The organism is Parapedobacter sp., from assembly GCF_035556095.1.
Classification (GTDB): domain Bacteria; phylum Bacteroidota; class Bacteroidia; order Sphingobacteriales; family Sphingobacteriaceae; genus Parapedobacter.
In genome coordinates this window covers 51,647-71,291 of record NZ_DATMFT010000005.1, presented here as the reverse complement: position 1 = coordinate 71,291, position 19,645 = coordinate 51,647, and the positions used below count along the sequence as shown (strand labels likewise).

General features: G+C 46.0%; 8 protein-coding genes. 7 read left to right on the top strand and 1 reads right to left on the bottom strand.

Annotated elements, in window-relative coordinates; translation table 11 throughout:
• The first annotated feature begins 8 nt into the window (after nt 1-8).
• Together ligA and dapA are read left to right on the top strand one after the other, a co-directional pair.
• Nucleotides 9-2,030, top strand: a complete 2,022-nt coding sequence (gene ligA / locus VNQ80_RS02285; RefSeq protein WP_325635830.1) for an NAD-dependent DNA ligase LigA — start codon at nt 9-11, stop codon at nt 2,028-2,030.
• A 126-nt stretch (nt 2,031-2,156) separates the two neighbouring features.
• Entirely contained in the window at nt 2,157-3,041 is an 885-nt protein-coding gene (dapA, locus tag VNQ80_RS02280) for a 4-hydroxy-tetrahydrodipicolinate synthase (protein ID WP_325635829.1), read from the top strand.
• A gap of 8 nt (nt 3,042-3,049) precedes the next feature.
• Here the strand turns inward: dapA and VNQ80_RS02275 are convergent, their stop codons facing one another.
• Entirely contained in the window at nt 3,050-3,970 is a 921-nt protein-coding gene (locus VNQ80_RS02275; RefSeq protein ID WP_325635828.1) for a glycosyltransferase family 2 protein, read from the bottom strand.
• A gap of 181 nt (nt 3,971-4,151) precedes the next feature.
• Here VNQ80_RS02275 and VNQ80_RS02270 point away from each other — a divergent pair, with 181 nt between their 5' ends.
• From VNQ80_RS02270 to VNQ80_RS02250, 5 genes are all read left to right on the top strand, one after another.
• Entirely contained in the window at nt 4,152-5,003 is an 852-nt protein-coding gene (locus tag VNQ80_RS02270) for a glycosyltransferase family A protein (RefSeq protein ID WP_325635827.1), read from the top strand.
• Nucleotides 5,004-5,604: 601 nt separating this feature from the next.
• Nucleotides 5,605-12,159 (top strand): polyketide synthase, encoded by a 6,555-nt coding sequence (locus tag VNQ80_RS02265; protein ID WP_325635826.1) that lies wholly within the window; start codon nt 5,605-5,607, stop codon nt 12,157-12,159.
• Between the two features lie 15 nt (nt 12,160-12,174).
• Complete coding sequence (locus VNQ80_RS02260) at nt 12,175-17,430, top strand: non-ribosomal peptide synthetase (RefSeq protein ID WP_325635825.1); 5,256 nt, start codon at nt 12,175-12,177, stop codon at nt 17,428-17,430.
• Nucleotides 17,431-17,435: 5 nt separating this feature from the next.
• Entirely contained in the window at nt 17,436-18,431 is a 996-nt protein-coding gene (locus VNQ80_RS02255) for a glycosyltransferase (RefSeq protein WP_325635824.1), read from the top strand.
• An 83-nt stretch (nt 18,432-18,514) separates the two neighbouring features.
• Nucleotides 18,515-19,639, top strand: a complete 1,125-nt coding sequence (locus VNQ80_RS02250; protein WP_325635823.1) for a glycosyltransferase — start codon at nt 18,515-18,517, stop codon at nt 19,637-19,639.
• Nucleotides 19,640-19,645 lie beyond the last annotated feature (6 nt).

The following is a 19,645-nucleotide window of genomic DNA, read 5'->3' as shown; positions in this document are numbered from 1 at the left end:
TCGCTGCCATGTCACCAGCAGAAGCAGCCATCCGTGTTGAGGAGCTCACGAGGGAACTCAACGAATACAATTACCAGTATTACGTACTGGCCAATCCATCGATTTCAGACTACGACTTCGATCAACGGCTCAAGGAGCTTGAAGGGTTGGAGCGGCTGTACCCCCAATTACTAGATCCCGATTCACCTACCCAGAAAGTGGGTGGAGACATTACGCAACGCTTCCAAACCGTCCGCCACCGGTGGCCGATGCTGTCGTTGAGCAATACGTACAGCGAACAGGAATTACGTGATTTCGACGAACGGGTACGCAAGGCTATCGGCAACGACTTTCAATACGTATGCGAGCTTAAGTTTGACGGCCTGTCCATTAGCCTTACCTACGAGGGCGGCATACTCAAACGGGCCGTCACCCGGGGTGACGGCGTGCAGGGCGACGAAGTGACGGCTAATGTACGAACGATCAAGAAAATCCCAAACAAGCTCCGGACCAATGGCTATCCCGATGTATTTGAAATAAGGGGTGAAATTTTTATGCACCGTCCGGCATTCCAACGGCTCAATAACGAGCGGATTGAAAATGGCGAGATGGCCTATGCTAATCCCCGCAATTTCGCTGCGGGAACTATTAAACTACAGGACTCGGCAGAAGTGGCCCGTCGCCCACTAGACTGTTTCCTCTACTTCCTTTACTGTGACGACCGAAACCGACTCTTCAGTACCCATTGGGGCAGCTTGGAAGCTGTAACATCCTGGGGCTTTCATGTGTGCGAGCACACTGCCTTATGCACCAACATCGATGATGTATTAGCCTTTATTGCCAAATGGGATAAGGAACGCCACAACCTCAGCTATGACATTGACGGCATCGTAATCAAGGTAAACGATTACGGCCAACAGGAAGAGCTGGGCTTTACCGCCAAATCACCCCGCTGGGCAATTTCTTATAAATACAAAGCCGAACAGGTGGAAACCGTATTCCTGTCGGTAAGCTATCAAGTTGGTCGTACCGGTGCGGTAACACCCGTGGCCAACCTGAAACCGGTACCGTTAGCCGGTACAACGGTAAAGCGGGCAAGCCTGCACAACGCCAATGAAATCGAACGATTGGACCTACGGATCGGCGATACCGTATTTGTAGAAAAGGGTGGTGAGATTATTCCCAAAGTAATGGGCGTTAATATGCTGAAACGGTCCGCAGACGCGCAGCCTATTGTGTATCCCAGTGAGTGCCCCGAGTGTGGCAAAGCATTGATTCGTAAAGTGGGCGAAGCTGTGCACTATTGCCCGAACGACGAAGGATGCCCACCTCAAATCGTTGGTCGCATGCAACATTTTATCGGGCGGAAAGCGATGGATATTGAAGGCATGGGCGATGAAACCGTCGATACCTTTTTCCGGCAGGGTCTGCTCCATGACATCACAGATATTTACTTGCTCAAAGATAAGCAAGATACGCTCAAACAACTGGAACGGTTCGGACAGAAATCCATCGACAATATGATTGCTGGCATTGAGAAGTCCAAAGAAAAGCCTTTTGAAAAAGTGCTATTCGCATTGGGCATCCGATATGTGGGCGAAACCATTGCCAAAAAATTAGCCGTACATTTCAAAACAATCGATAACCTAGCCATTGCCACCAAAGAAGATATCGCATCGGTTTATGAAATCGGTGAACGGATTGCAGAGAGTGTAACGGAATATTTTGCAAACGATATTCACCGGGCACAAATTGAACGATTGAAACAACATGGCCTTCAACTCACAATGAAGGAGAAGGTTGTGGAACGTTTGGGAGACTCACTGTCGGGTAAAACATTTGTCATCTCAGGTGTGTTTGAACAATTCAGCCGCGAGGAACTGACTGCCCTCATCGAAAAACACGGCGGCAAATTATTGAGCAGCATTTCAGGCAAGCTTGATTACCTGGTTGCGGGCGATAAAATGGGCCCCTCCAAACTGGCCAAAGCCGAAAAGCTGAAGATTCCCATCATTTCGGAAACGGAATTACTTCAATTGATCGACGAATGAAAAGAAACCAGATTTGTTCGGAAAGAGGATGCGGTAAAATCATTTATTTCTACTAATTTTGGCCGCTTAGCAGCCATTGGCAAAGCGGCTGGCAAAAACATAAAAAACAACAGTTAATATAGTAGCATGAACGAGCTATACGGCGCGGGGGTGGCCCTAGTTACTCCATTTCATTCAGATGGAAGTATCGACTTTGATGGTTTGGGGCGGGTTATCGAGCATCAGATTAAGGGTGGTATGGATTACCTGGTTTCCTTGGGTACGACAGGAGAAACTGCAACACTCACCGCGAATGAACGGAAAGCCGTATGGAAATTTACCGCTGAGACCGTAGCAGGCCGGGTGCCATTGATAGCCGGCATCGGTGGCAACAATACCGCAGAAGTGGTGGACCAACTCCAAACATTTGATCGCCAAGATTACATTGCCGTCTTATCGGTAAGCCCATATTATAACAAACCGACACAAGAGGGCATCTACCGGCATTATAAAGCGGTGGCGGCAGCCTCTCCCCTGCCCGTTGTTTTATATAATGTACCGGGCCGTACCGGCAGCAATGTCAGTCCGGAGACAACGGCACGGCTTGCCCATGAGGTCGACAACATCGTGGCTACGAAAGAAGCTTCAGGTAGTTTCGACCAATTCAGTAAAATCATGCGAGACAAACCCGAAGATTTCCTGCTGATTTCGGGCGACGACCCCGCTACGCTGCCTATGATGGCATTGGGGGCGGCAGGGACTATTTCTGTGGTAGGCAATGCATTTCCTTCAGACGTGGCGCAATTGGCGAAACATTGTCTGGAAAACAATTACGAGGAAGCCCGCAAAATCCATAGCAAGCTGATACGGATAACCGAGCTTTGTTTTGTGGAAGGAAACCCTGCCGGCGTAAAAGAAATACTAAATCAATTGGGTATTTGCGGCGCCACGGTGAGATTGCCATTGGTGGCGGCGAGTGAGTGGCTGTCGGAGATCGTCCAAACTGAATTGCAGGCGATGGCCGTAGTTTAGACATCGTTTCAGCCTGTAGGAAGCGTAATTCCCAGTTGGCGACTGCTAGTTGAGTGGGTCGCGTGCCAGGCTAAGCCACGAATGGCGGCACTGATAAGATCGAACCGGCCCTTGATAGTATACTTGGCCAACAAAAACGGTATGGCGACAAACAGGTAATAAGAGCTAAAAACAACTACTGACGGCCAGTTTGCATTCCGCCGGATAAAGAGCCACCGGTTACGCACCATAAAATACGTCTTCAACGGACTTTCCTTACCGACACTCATCGACTCTTTGTGGTAAATCTTCGCTTTTCCCGTAAATCCAATCTTTAAGCCGGCCCGTTTGAATTGCTCACACCAATCCAGCTCTTCGTAGTAAAGGAAGAAATGCTCCTCCATCAATCCTACCCGATCCAAATCAAGTTTACGGCAGATCATCGCCGCACCGTGGCAATAGCCCGTTTCAACTGTAATACGGTCGTATTGCCCTTCGTCATCATCCATGGTACCGATACCCTCATTTCTACCGGTGAAATAGTTCATGGAGGTATAGCCAGCATATTGGATCTTACGCCTGTCTTCATCGTACAAGATGAGTGGCGAAAGCAGACCGATATCCGGATGGCGATCCAGCTCTTCGCGGAGTGTTTCAATAAATCCTGCCGTGATTTCCGTATCGTTGTTCAGAAAGAGTAAGTAATCTCCTCGGGCATGTTGAATACCGAGGTTATTGCCGCCGGCGAAGCCGAGGTTTTTTTCGGAACGGACGTAGACAATGGATGGGAATATTTCTTTGAAATACCCTTCACTATCTTCCGTGGCGCCGTTGTCGACGACGATGACTTCGATGTTTTCCCCTTCGGCATGCTGTGTTAGGGAACGGAGGAAGTCGGCCGTAAGTGCCGCTTGGCGATAGTTTACAGTAATAATGGATATTAAGCTCATAAATGATCAACATCGCTAAATGCCTAACAAAAATAAGTGAAATAAACCAAACGCTGCCATTTGGATATGATCGTATGTAGATTTACACCTACATTAGTGAAAAATAGCAGTTGTTCCTACCCAATTATATAGTCCTATCCGATAAATTTGTGCTGATTTTATTTTGCTTACTACCTTTCAGATGCAGTACTACAAAGAACAGATACGACTTTCAGTTGTCATTCCATGCTATAATCATGGGCAATATTTAAAGGAGGCATTGGCTTGCTTTCCAGATTACGAAAAGCAAAGCAGGTATGAAATTATCATCGTCAACGACGGTTCCACGGATAAACAGACACTGTCGTATTTATTTCAATTGGAAAAAGCAGGTTACCATGTCATTCACCAAGAAAATCGAGGACTAAGTAGTGCGCGAAATACAGGAATACAATTTTCAAGAGGTGAGTACATTCTTCCGTTAGACAGTGATGATAAAGTCTCTGTTGACTTCATATACGAAGCCATCAACATTTTAGATAATCATCCGCTATATACCGTGGTCTATAGCGATGGAGAATATTTCGATGCAAAAGAAGGACCATGGATAATAGGCGAATTCAATCTTCAGCGGTTGATGCTTTGGAACTATATGCACGCTATGGCCGTGTATCGCAAATCAGCATGGGAGCATGTTGGTGGTTATGACATCAATCTCAACCATCTCGGATTTGAAGACTGGGATTTGTGGTTATCAATTGCATTTTCGGGGGGCAAATTCTATTACTTGCAAAAATCTCATTTTTCGTATAGGATTACGCCAAATTCAATGGTAAGGCAATTTACCGGTGAAAAATACAAACGGATGCAGGACTACATCAAAGAAAAGCACCACACATACCTGAGTGATGACCACCTAAACAATCACCTTACTCTTTTGATGAGACACAATAAGTGGTTATGGTTAAAGCTATTTTTGCGGATCTATTGCCCCAAGATTTTAATGAATTTCGTGAAAAAAGGAAAAATAGACAGCACAAATATCATTTATTAGTATGCCACATATGCCATGTAACACTACGTTCGCACGTAATACATTACTTAGCCTTGAGGAATGGAACGGCAAAAAAGATAATAAAAACCAGCACGCTTGAATATTGACCGATGTCAATTTTCATCATGCCCCCCTTGTTACGGCCGGCGAGTTAATTCATCTGAGTGTAGCCAGTATATTGAATTCTTGCTTTGTTTTCGTCGTACAGGATAAGTAGAGAAAGCAAGTCGATATCGTGATAATTACAATTCATCACACAGTGTCGGTATGAAGCCTTCGTAATTTCAGTGTTGCTATCAGAAGCAGCAGGTAATCGCGGGTGGCATGTTGGGTGCCGAGATTATTCCTGTCGGCGAAGCCGAACTGTTCCGAAGAACGTGGTTAGATAATATGTGCCCGTAAGTAACGTCAGCCTATCCGAAATCAAAATAACGTAAACAGATCGAAAGAAAGGAATCAAAAACATTTTCTTGTAACTGAAAACGGAAGAATATGTAGCATAACCACTACAAATACAAAAATGGAATATCTCGAATGCAACAGGTAAGCGATATTCGTAATACTTTTGGGAACTGCTGACAATAGCATTCATATCTAGCAAATGAAAAGCAAGGGAAATTCTACGATTATTCACGTATTCGACAACCAAGCGCGGAAATCTCCTGATGCACCCGCAGCGCTTTTTGACGGACGAGTATTGACTTATCGTGAACTAAACGAAAAGTCAAACCAGTTGGCCCGTTATTTAATCGAACGCGAATTGAAACCGGGCACGATGGTAGGAATCTGCTTAGAAAGGTCATTCGAAATGCTCATAAGCATCCTTGCTATCATGAAGGCCCGTTGCGCTTATGTACCCATAGACCCTGAATATCCCATCGACCGCATCGAGTACATTTTGGCAGATACTGCGATGCCGATGGTTTTGACAACGCCCTCAATACACACTAAGCTTTCGCAAGTTATTGACGCAGAAGCCTGTTATCAAGATATAGTATGGGATGATATGATGGCCGACTGGCTATCATATTCAACCCATAATCTTCCCGATTTTCCTGAGCCTAATGATGCGGCTTATGTTATCTATACTTCCGGCTCCACCGGCAAACCAAAAGGGGTCATAAATGAACATATCGGATTATTTAACCGGCTAGAGTGGGCTCAAAACTATTTCGACCTTACAGATAATGATTCCGTACTGCAAAAAACAACCTATTGTTTTGATGTATCTGTTTGGGAATTACTATGGCCGATATTGGTCGGCTCACGGATTGTCTTTGCGTCACCTGGTGGCCATAAAGACAGCGACTACCTAAAGCGTACAATCTGCAATTATAAAATCACGACTGTCCACTTCGTCCCCTCCATGCTCGAAATGTTTCTACTCGATTTCGATGCAGACGCAAGCCATGTTCTGAAACGTGTGTTGTGCAGTGGAGAATCACTAAGCGCACATCAAATTTCATTGTTTCGGAAGAAGCTCCCGCACGTTGCGTTATTTAATCTCTACGGCCCCACTGAAGCCGCAATTGATGTAACCTGTTGGCACGTACCTGAAACATTCGAAACCGTAACCATTGGTACGCCAATCGAAAATACCAGCATCTATATCGTTGATGAACAACTCAACCTCCTTCCCGATGGAGAAGTTGGGGAGTTGTGTATCGGTGGAATTCAAGTCGCGCGGGGCTACCTAAACCGACCGGAAATGACCGCCGAACGATTTATTGAAAATCCATTTGCCGCAGGGCGCATCTACCGAACAGGCGACCTCGCGAGACGACTTCCGTCTTCTGAAATAGAATATTTGGGACGGATCGACAATCAGGTAAAAATTCGCGGCTTCCGCATTGAACTTGGTGAAATCGAACATGTATTAGTGTCCGTTCCGGGTGTAAGACAATGCTGTGCAAGCGTCTGGGACGATGCGTACCTCGGGAAACAATTGGTCGCTTATTGGACAGGCAACGATCAGACAGTAAATGAAAAACTAATTTCGACGCAGTTACGGAAGCAATTGCCAGACTACATGATACCTGATCGGTACATCCATCTGGATGCGCTTCCGCTTTCGGCCAACGGAAAGTTGGACCGGAAGGCGTTGCCTGTCCCGAGCCGGCAATCTAAAAAAGCACCTGCTAGTGCGGGTGTTCCTCAAAATGAAACGGAAAATACGATACGAAGTTCTTGGGAGGCAATTCTAGGACTAGAAGAGATTAGTGGTGCCGACAATTTCTTTGAGCTAGGTGGAAATTCGCTATTGGCAATGAAATTCGTATCCCATTTCAAAATGTTAACTGGACATCATTTACCAATCGTCAAGCTCTATCAGTACCCTACATTAAGCGGATTAGCCAACTATCTCCAACCAGGGCAAAGTACGGCAATCAGTGTAAAGACGCGACAACGAAATAACAGAAACCGGTCAGTGGCGATTATCGGTATGGCGGGTTGTTTCCCAGGTGCTAATAGTGTGGAAGAGCTTTGGGAAGCATTATGTGAGGCGAAGGAAACGATATCGTTTTTTGAAGACCATGAGCTGGATACAACCATCCCCCTTGAGCTACGCACCGCGCCTGAGTACATTAAAGCCCGCGGCATTGTCGATCAAACCGGCTGGTTCGATGAAGCTGTGTTTGGCATTACTCCCGTAATGGCCCGACTCATGGATCCCCAGCAACGAATATTCCTTGAAATTTGCCGAGATGTACTGGAAAAAACCGGTTATCTTACAAAAAAGCACGCTTATACCATAGGCGTTTATGCCGGTTCTGGTAGTGGCACCTATTATCTAAATAATGTGCAACATCATCCAGAAGAAATTGCTAAAATCGGTGAATTCCAAACGACACTGGCGAACGAAAAAGATTATATAGCCACACGCATCGCCTACCATCTCGACCTAAAAGGCCCTGCAGTGGCCATCAATACCGCATGCAGTACTTCACTTGTAGCAGTTGCGCAGGCAGTCGATGCCATCCGAAATGGGCAATGCGATATGGCAATTGCCGGTGGTATATCGATTACCGTACCTATTAAAAGAGGGCAACGCTTCGAAGAGGGGGCTATGTTCAGCAAAGATGGACATACTCGTACATTCGACAAAGATGCTACTGGAACAGTTTTTAGCGATGGTGGTGGTGTTGTGTTACTGAAAGACCTAGAAACGGCCCAAGCCGATGACGATACCATATATGCAGTGATAAATGGTATAGGAATTAGTAATGACGGGCATGGAAAAGGTAGTTTCATGGCGCCGTCATCAACGGGCCAAGCACTCGCAATCCGTATGGCCATGGAAGATGCTGGTGTACAAGCTAGTGATATGGGTTACGTTGAAGCTCACGGTACCGCAACTCCACTGGGAGATCCTATTGAAATAGAAGGATTAAAACTCGCCTTTGGAGAAACTGAAGCGAAACAATACTGCCAAATTGGCTCCATTAAGAGTAATATAGGGCATCTTACCCATGCGGCAGGAGTCGCTGGGTTAATAAAAACTGCATTGTCATTATATCATGGTATTATTCCGCCATCGATTAATTTCAGGAGTCCTAACCCCCATATCGATTTCGCTGACAGCCCCTTTGTGGTAAATAATCGTGCGTACACTATTAATCGCGAACAACCGTTCCACGCAGGCGTTAGTTCGTTTGGTGTCGGCGGCACTAATGCCCATGTGGTAATAAGTACGTACGCGGCTCCTTCCCTGCCATCCACCCAAACTGTGGAGGAGCGAAAGCCACTAATTATCAACTGGTCTGCAGAAACGGCTGCTGCCGGAGAAAACTACGCTGCAAAACTTGCCGATTACTTAGAAAGACATTCTGATGAATCTTTGGAATCCGTAGCGTATACGTTACAGCGCACACGCGAACCCTTGAATTTTCGCTACGCCATCGCTACAGATAGCCCCGCACAATTGATTGAACAATTACGTACAAAACAGTGGAAGCACCATGAATTGAGGATACCATCGGAACATGTTGTCTTTCTTTTTCCTGGACAAGGAGCACAATATTCCGGCATGGGGCACCAACTTTACCGCAATGAGCCTGTATACCGCGAAGCCGTGGATGAATGTGCGGCTATTTTACAACAGGAGATCGGTGAAGACATCCGCCAACTTATGTATCCGACGTTAAGCCAGTCGCCAGAGCAATCTGCCGAGATGCTCCGAAACACCTATTATACACAGCCTGCGCTCTTTATTACGGCCTACGCATTGGCCAAACTTTGGATGAGTTGGGGCGTTTACCCCACGGCACTAATCGGACATAGCATCGGTGAATTCGCAGCGGCCCATCTTGCCGGGGTATTTTCGCTGGCCGAGGCCCTTAAAGTCATTGCTACAAGAGGGAAGCTTTCTGTCTCAGTTTCTCCTGGAAGTATGCTCTCTGTACGCGCCGCTGCCGACCGTTTAACGGCACTGCTACCGACCGGTTTGTCTCTAGCGGCCAACAATGCTCCGAACCTATGCGTGGTCGCTGGCCCTACAGATCAGGTGGCAGCTTTCGCACATATGTTAGACGCTGACGGAATTGCTGCTAAACTGCTACATACGAGCCATGCTTTCCATTCAGAGATGATGCGGCCGATTGTCGATACATTCGAAGAAACGATCGCATCTATCAAACTTAACACGCCCCGAACACCGATTGTTTCTACGGTTACAGGCAAGTGGTTAACTGATGAAGAGGCTGTTTCCCCGGCTTATTGGGCCAACCACATCGTCTCCACTGTTCGTTTTTCGGATGCGATTACTTTTGCCGAGCGTGAACTAGACGGTCCCGTTTATTTGGAAACAGGAGCAGGACAGGTAACTTCCACCTTAACGAAACAGCACGGTGCCAATCTTGCTATGCGAACCTTTGCTTCGATTTACCAACCCCAAGCTAATGAAGGTCTTTCCATGCGTACCGCGCTCGGTCAGCTGTGGCTACATGGGCAAACGCCCCAGTGGGACAGCGTATACGCTAGACACCCCAGCATATTGCAGGCAGTGCCCACATATAGCTACGATAGGAAATTATATTGGATCGACGCCATCCAGTCCATCGGCAACAACGTACCTACGGGCAATAATATAGTTATTGAAAAACAATCAATTAATCATACCATGAGAAAAGATGATTTAATCGATCAAGTAAAAATCATTCTGGAAAATGCTTCCGGCATCGACATTTCGACGGCTCCAGTAGATGCGAGTTTTATCGAATTAGGTTTAGATTCACTCTTATTGACTCAAGTTTCCCAAAGCTTAAAGAAAGCGTTTAACATACCGATTACTTTTCGTATGCTCAACGAAGAATGTCATACATTGGACCTACTTGGTTCGTATCTCGACGCACAACTGCCCGCTGATGTCCCCCAACTTGCTCCTACATCAGTCGCGCCGACACAACCAACTGTTATGTCGCCCACTTTTACACCACCGCAATCCCATGGAGTAGATGCCATCAGTTTGATTTCACAACAAATTAGTCTCATTTCGCAGCAAATCGCGCTGCTGCAAGGTGCCGCACCGATACCAATCGCCAACATGCAACCTACCGTTGCAGCTCCACGACAACAGCCTGTTATAGACCCAGCTACCACTGACGTATCACAATTAGCACCTGAAGAGGCCGCGGAAATCCGGAAACCTTTCGGTGCTACTGCACGTATCGAGCGGCAATCAACAGCACTCACTGACCAGCAAAGTCAATTTTTGGCTGATTTCATTGAACGCTATGTTGCAAAAACCGCCAAAAGTAAAGCATATACACAAGAACACCGCCGGCACATGGCAGACCCACGTGTTGTCTCGGGTTTCCGGCCCACCACCAAGGAGCTAGTATATTCCGTCGTGGTAAACCGTTCCAAAGGTGCACGACTATGGGACATCGACGGTAACGAATATATCGATGCTCTAAACGGATTTGGCTCCAATATGTTGGGTTACCAGCCCGACTTTATCACAGAAGCGCTACACCGGCAAATAGACGAAGGCTACGAAGTCGGACCACAACACGAAAAAGCTGGCGACGTATGTCGGCTATTGTGTGAGCTAACCCGATCGGAGCGGGCGGCATTGTGCAACACAGGTTCGGAAGCGGTACTGGGCGCTATGCGCATTGCCCGTACCGTAACAGGGCGCAACACCATTGTTGCGTTTTCCAATTCCTATCACGGTATTGTAGATGAGGTCATCGTCAGAGGCACAAAGAAGTTGAAGACATTTCCGGCTGCATCCGGTATTTTGCCGGAAGCCGTACAGAACATGTTAATCCTCGATTACGGGTCGCCAAAAGCCTTGGAAATCATCCGCGAACGAGCAAACGACATTGCTGCCGTACTCGTGGAGCCTATCCAAAGCAGGAGACCAGAATTCCAACCCATCGAATTTGTACGTGAGTTGCGCGATATCACAAGTCAATCTGGTACTGTGCTTATTTTTGACGAAGTAATTACTGGTTTCCGTATGCATTTGCACGGCATGCAACATATTTGGGGCATCCAAGCAGACTTAGCCACCTATGGAAAAATCGTTGGTGGAGGCATTTCAGTAGGGGTAATCGCTGGTAAACGTACCTTTATGGATGCATTGGACGGAGGCTATTGGCAATATGGTGACGATTCTGTTCCAGAAACGGGCGTCACATATTTTGCAGGCACCTTCGTTCGCCACCCATTAGCATTGGCAAGTGCAAAAGCGTCTTTGGAATACCTTAAGGAGCAAGGGCCGCAACTGCAGGAGCGGCTTAGCGCACGGACAGCCGAGCTAGCCGACACACTCAATAAGATTTGCAAAAAATATCAAACTCCTTTATTCATTGCGCACTACGGTTCTCTTTGGAAAGTAAAATACCACGAGGAATTCCCCTACAGCGAGCTCCTTTTTGCTGCGATGCGGCTACGGGGCATCCATATTCAAGATGGATTCCCCTGTTTCCTCACGATTGCTCAAACTGATGAAGACATCCGTCATATCGTGCACGCCTTCGAAGGAAGTGTACACGAACTTGTAAAAGCAGGATTTATCCCGACGACTGATCCCACAGCAATCCCTCCTATCGCTCACGCTCGTTTAGGCAGAAATCAGGATGGAAATGCAGCGTGGTTTGTTGCGGATGAAAAAAAGCCGGGAAAATTTTTACAAATAGTAACACCGTAACCCGACATATATACAATGACATACGATCTAATACCCGTTGATTACAATCCCTTTTTTAACGGTGAAATTGAACGGATTGTTCCAACAGCCGAAACGCAACTAGAAATCTGGCTGTCGTGTACCCTCGGAGGTCATGAGGCAAGCTGTGCCTACAATGAGTCCATTTCCCTACGTTTGGAGGGGTACTTGAACATCAAGATGCTCGAAAAGGCGTTAGGCAAGATTATCCAACGCCACGAAGCACTACGCTACACCTTTAGTGCCGACGGTCGGCAAATTTATGTAGCCGACCAATATTTGAAAACGATTCAGTTTGAGGACATTTCTGTTAAAAGCGAAGCGGATCAGGAGCATGACTTAACGGAATTTGGGAACCGGGATGCAAGAGAACCGTTCGATTTGCAAGCCGGACCACTTTTCCGAAGCTTCTTGTTCAAATTGGCGAATGACAGCCATATGCTCAGACTGACCGCTCACCACATCATTTGTGACGGATGGTCGTTCGGAATCCTGTTGGAAGAGCTTTCCGAGATCTATGGAGCGTTGGTGTCTGAAAGAGAACCGGCATTATCCGAAGCCATTCCTATGGCAAGGTATAGTCGAGAGATGGAAGCATCGGTTTCTAGGGAAAACTACTTGGAGACGCGGCGGTATTGGCTTGAAAAGTTTAACACCATTCCGGAACCGTTGTCGCTCCCCACCGACCGGCCCCGACCCGATCAGCGTACCTACAAAAGCCGAAGGGATGATTTTGCCATAGACCCCACCTTGGCACACGGTATCAAGCGCTTGGGGGCCACCCACGGACTCAGTATTGTTAATACGCTCCTGATTGCTTTCGAAGTTTATCTGAGTAAATTGACCGGCCAAACCGATATTGTAATAGGATTACCCGCTGCCGGCCAATCAGCCACGGGCTATTTCAACCTCGTAGGACATTGTGTAAACTTACTTCCCATCCGAGGGTCTGTACAATCATCCATACCGTTCGATCAACATCTAAAAACACGAAAATCAGAGTTACTCGATGACTACGACCACCAATTGTTTACATTGGGAACGCTGCTAAAATCAATAAAAATGAAGCGTGACAATTCGCGCGTTCCGTTGGTTCCTGTTGTATTCAACATCGATATGGGTATGGATACGAATGTTTCGTTTCCCAACATTAATCATACGCTTATCTCCAATCCACGTGCCTTTGAAAACTTTGAAATTTTCCTAAACTTGACTGGATCACACGATACTTTTGTATTAGAATGGTCGTACAACACCGGCCTTTTCAATGCAAATACCATCGAGAAGATGATGACTGACTTCGAAGCAATGCTCAACACTGTCGTTCAAGAACCCTCCACGCTCATTGGATCACTGAACATTTCAAGCCAGTCGGACAGAAAAGGTACAGCTAAAATAGGGTCTTCAAAGGAACAGGACTACCCTAAAGACAAGCCGTTTTTCGAGCTAATTAGTGAGGCAGCCTTACGTATGCCAGAAAAAATGGCAATCCAATTCGGGTCAACGCGGCTATCTTATGGTGATCTCGACTTCCGCGCTAACCAAATCGCTCACTACCTGCAAGGAAAAGGTATCGAAAAAGGCGATATTGTCGGACTCGCAGTAGACAGAACCATAAGCATGGTGATTGCCCTGCTGGGAATAGCCAAGTCGGGAGCTGCATACCTTCCCATCGATCCAACCTACCCTAGCGATCGTATTCGCTATATGCTAAACGACTCGGGGGCTAAACTACTGATTACTAATCGCCAATATATAGGAACATTAACCAGCCATGGCGAAGAGGTTGCGCTTGAAACACTGGAGCACGAGAGCATGCTATTACCTCGTCACGCACCCGAAAACAAAACCAAAGGTCATGATTTGGCTTACATTCTCTACACGTCCGGTTCTACTGGGACACCCAAAGGTGTGGAAATAGAACACCATAGCCTCACTAATTTCCTGCTAAGCATGCAGCGTGAACCAGGCATAACATCAGCCGATCGTTTACTGGCTGTTACCACGATATCATTCGATATCGCCGGCTTGGAGCTATACCTACCGTTAACGAGTGGCGCGGAATTGATACTCGCCGACAAAGAATCGATTAAAGACGCGCGAGAATTGCTCCGGTTGATGGATGATACAAAGACCACCATTATGCAGGCCACTCCAGCTACTTGGCGAATGTTAACCTATGCCGGTTGGGAAACAAAGAAAACAACGAAAATACTTTGTGGTGGCGAGCCGCTACCTCCTGATTTGGCAAAAAGACTTTTGGAACTCGGCAGCGAGGTATGGAATATGTACGGACCCACTGAAACCACTATCTGGTCGACCGTAAAACAAATTCGAGCTAACGAGCTTCCTTCAGTAACAGTTGGCCTGCCCATTGCCAATACAACAATACATATACTCGACGAAAGATTGAATCCGGTTCCACGCGGTGAAACCGGGCAACTATTTATCGGCGGCGAGGGCGTGGCGCGTGGTTATCACGGTAAACCAAAAATGACCCAAGAGCGCTTTCTATCTGATCCGATTGACCCTAAAAGGCGGATCTACGCCACAGGCGACTTAGGCAAGGAGACAGAGCGCGGCGAAATCGTTTGTCTCGGCCGGTTGGACCACCAAGTCAAAATCAGAGGCTACCGAATCGAGTTGGAAGAAATCGAGCACCAACTGACCAAGCAATCAGACATCAAAGAAGCTGTAGTCGTTGCCCGGGAGGATACACCCGGCGACCAGCGCCTAGTAGCGTACGTTGTTCCTACCAGCGCGGGCGACCGGGCCGAACAATCGATTACCTGGAAAGACAAATGGGACAACATCTACCATCAAGGAATTCGGTCAGAGGCAGACCTTGACCTTGCGGACCAAAACCTAGACGTGGCAATCGTAAAACAATTAGGAAACCAGGCAGATGATTTAAAGGATCAAACCATAGAATGGCTAGATAGTTCAACGCAACGAATAAAACAGCTGGCTCCCCGCCGTATTTTCGAAGTGGGTAGTGGCGCGGGACAGTTAATGTTTGAGTTAGCTGCTGAAGTAGACCAATATATCGCTACGGATTACGCGGAATCAGCAATCAAAAAACTACAAGAAAAAATTGCGGTCTCGCCTGACACACTGGGCCATGCAAGAGCTTATGTAGCTCCTGCAGACGATTTCAGTTGCCTCAACGGCGTGAAGCCCGACCTGGTACTTGTACATAGTGTGGTTCAGTATTTCCCGGATATGGATTACCTCGTCAAGGTAGTTACCGAGGCAGCAAACCACATGGATCAAGGCTGTATTTTCTTAGGTGACATCCAAGGCAAAAATACCTTGCCTATTCACCACACAGCCGACCAACTAAGCCATACGAAAGACAATACAACCGTAGGGGCTTTCAGGAAAATCGTCGCCAATAGGTTGCGACTCGAAGATGAGTTGACCATGGATCCGGCTTTTTTCTATCGCATTCGAGAACTCGTCCCGCAAATTACGGGGGTTGATGTCCAGCTACGTCGTGGAAAATTCCTCAATGAGATCACTAAATACCATTATGACGTATGGCTTTACGTCAACAGTGGCCATACTTGTGTTCAACCAACACATACCGAGTCGTGGCAATCCTTAAAGCGTACCGAAGAGTTGTTGGCACAATACCATGGCAAAACTGTAGCTGTCCGAGACATTCCGAACCATCGTACCACGCGTGATCTGGCAATCACCAGCCACCTGGAATCATTAAACGACAACCAAGCCATTAGCACACTAAGAAACCGTGTGGAGGCTTCCATGACACACGATCATGATGGTATTGACCTGAATACACTCTGGGACGCTGCCATCAAATACGGTTACAATGCCCACGTGCGTTGGTCTACCGATGGTACCGACGGCATCTGTGAAGCCGTGTTCATAAATCAACAAAATCCGCAACTACTCCCTCCACCCCCGGTCTCTATTGACAATCAGATTGCCATCCGTGAATTTATCCGGATACCGGGCGAAACCATACCGATAATTGGAAAAGACCAATTATTGCGGTGGAAAACCAGTCTTCGTAGCTCGTTACCCGACTACATGATTCCGAACGATTGGGTTGCACTCGAACAATTGCCACTGACCAGCAATAATAAGATTGACCGGAAAGCTCTGCCTAAACCGACAAAGCAACAACACCATAAGCAGGAACAAAAAACTGCCTCCGAATCACAGCCGGATATCGAAAAAACCATTACCCAAATCTGGTCAAGTATACTTAATATCGAAAAAATCCAGCCTACCGACGATTTCTTCGAACTCGGTGGGCATTCCCTCCTGGCCGTCGAACTGATGACAAAAATTGAAAGAGCAATTAACATAAGACTGCCATTGACCACCCTTTTCGACAAATCCAAGTTTGGCGACTTCTTACAACTTGTACTAGGCAAACAGGCGGAAATAAGCTGGAAGGCCCTGGTTCCCATCAAACCCACTGGCACTAAACCTCCAATTTATCTCATTCACGGCGGCGGACTAAACGTACTCGTATATCGCACCATGGTAGAATATATGGATCCAGAGCAGCCAGTATATGCGTTTCAGGCCCTTGGGCTTAGTGGCGAAAAGCAGGCTTTCGACAGTATTGAAGAGATAAGTAGACGGTATATTGAAGAGCTTTTGGACAATAATCCGGATGGCCCTTATGCCATTGCCGGTTATTCATTTGGCGGATTAATCGCGTTCGAGATGGCCAAACAGCTAAAAGCAAAGGGAAAGAAAATATTATTGCTAGGCATTATTGACACCTATATTAATAATAAGTTTGAAACGGATCCTTCCAGTCGTACTGCTGGGCGGTTTGCAATACGGCAATTAAAAAAACTCGCCTTCTTTACAAGTTCGTTTTTTCACCGTCCGATAGATACCATCCGATACCAATATAAGCGTTTAGTCGATGGAATGCGTGCCGGATTGGGTTATGAAAATGCCGAATCGGTAGCAGATTTTGCAAAACACTTTGAAATTTACCAAAATTATAACGTGGCAGAGCAAATGTACCGAATTGTACCTTTAGACATAAAGGTGAATTTATTCAAGGCAAAGGAAAGAATCTATTTTCTTGAAGAACCGAAATATCTGGGTTGGTCCAACGCCGCCCTAAAAGGAGTAAATGTCTATGAAATCCCAGGTGACCACCATAATTTTCTAGATCCTCCTAACGATCGTTATTTTGCCAAGGCACTCCAATATTCATTGAATCAAGCGGCAAACAACCAAACTGTTAACTTCCAATAGCACAAATGATGTATAAACAACAACTGAGCATCATAATTCCGGTTTACCAGGCCGAAGCATACCTCAACGCCTGCATTGACTCTGTGATAAAACAAACGTTTACTGATTTTGAGCTTATATTGGTAAACGATGGTTCATCCGACCGTTCTGGCGATATATGCGACGAGCGCGCTCGATCAGATGCTCGGATAAAGGTTATCCATAAACCCAATGGCGGACAGTCAACCGCCAGAAACCGAGGTATTGAGGTCAGCACCGGGAAGTATATCGGCTTCATCGACAATGACGATATCGTAGATCCCACATTGTTTGCCACGCTGGTTAAAAATATCGAAAAAAATAGTGCCGATATTTCCGCGTGCTCATTCCAACAGGTAGATGAGGCAGGAAATAAGTATCCCCGTACACACTCGGAAAGAGAATTTTTGTTTGACAATGAAAAAGGGATGACAGCGTTCTTGTCTGCCGAAGTACTAGACCATTTCGTTTGGACAAAGATTTACAAAAAAAGTCTTTTGGAAGCCGAAAATATCCGTTTCGAGGAAGGCAAAAGTGAGGAAGATTTTCTATTCAACTTTGAAGCCTTTTCCTTCGCACAAAAAAGTGTGTTTATAGACAATCCGCTTTATACATATCACCACCGGGAAACCTCAACCTCCAGGCTTTTTGCGAAACACCATCTCAATAAATATTTGGAGGGGGTTTTGTATCGCGTAAATAAAATCGAAAACATAACATCTGATCGTTACCCAAACTTAGCACCATTGGCTAGACGACAGAAAATGTTTTACGCAATACAAATGATCAGCAAAATGGTAAAAGTGGAAAAATCAGCAGTTGAGCAATTCTACAACGAAGTCATGCGGTTCTTCAAAAAATATCCAGGCGAAACGTTTCGAAATAAAGCGTACATCCAATTGAGCTATCTAGGGATACTGCTACTAATATACTTGCCATCGGGTATCTACTTTTATTACAAAAAAATCAAGGAACGCTTATAATCCAGATCGCTGTCCGAAGCTACAACAGCACTTCTGAATACAAGGGATTCAGCGCAAGGACGTGGCAAACCAAAAATAAAAACATGACTCGTAGAAAACTAAAAATACTGCATACCATAAGGCAGGGAAAGATTGGCGGCGGCGAGTCGCACGTCCTCGATCTGGTAACCCACCTCAATAGCATCCACTTTGAGTCTGTGATATTGGCGTTTACATATGGACCGATGGTTAGTTTGCTAACTCAGAAAGGTTTTAAAGTTTACGTGATTGAAACCACTCGCCCATTCGATTTCAGGATTTGGCCAAAAGTAAAAAAAATACTAGCTACCGAAAAAATTGACATTTTGCATGCTCACGGAACACGTGCAGCTTCCAACACAATACTTAGCGCCAAAAGACTCGGGTTAACTACAATTTACACGGTTCATGGTTGGTCTTTTCACAAAAACCAAAACTTCTTGATAAAATTTATCAGAATTAAAAGCGAACAGTTTTTGGTGCGTAAATCAGACATAACCCTCTGCGTGTCGGAAAATAACATGAAAGAAGGGAAAGCTAAATTTGCGATGGAAAGGACATGTGTAATCAAAAACGGTGTCGACCAGCATAAGTTCAGCCTTAATAGACAGTTTAAAGACATAAGGACAGAATTGGGAATTGATCGAAGTGTTACGCTTGTTGGATTCATTGGCAGAATAACCGAACAAAAAGATCCCGGGACCTTAATCAAGGCTATCGCATTGCTGCCGAACGACGCAAATATACGCTTTTTGATCGTGGGCAATGGCGACATGAAGAAAACAATAGTCGATATGGCTACATCTCTAAATGTATCAGAAAAAATTGTGTTTCAAGATTTTAGGCAAGATGTACCGGATCTTCTCAACGCAATTGATATTTTCTGCCTTCCTTCTTTGTGGGAAGGACTGCCAATTGCTGTACTAGAAGCTATGGCCATGGGGAAAGCTGTGATTGCGACCGCTGTAGACGGAACAAAAGAAATTATCACGCACCAACACAACGGCCTTTTAATAGCAACGAAAAGGTCAGATCAGTTGGCCAACGCCATCCAAAAATTGACGGAAAAAAAAATCGAAAGGGAAATGCTAGGAAAGGAAGCGTTAAATACCATCAGTACTAACTATAATATACAGAAAATGGTAAATAAGATTGAATCGGTTTATTCAACCGTAAATGCAAAACATTAATATTAA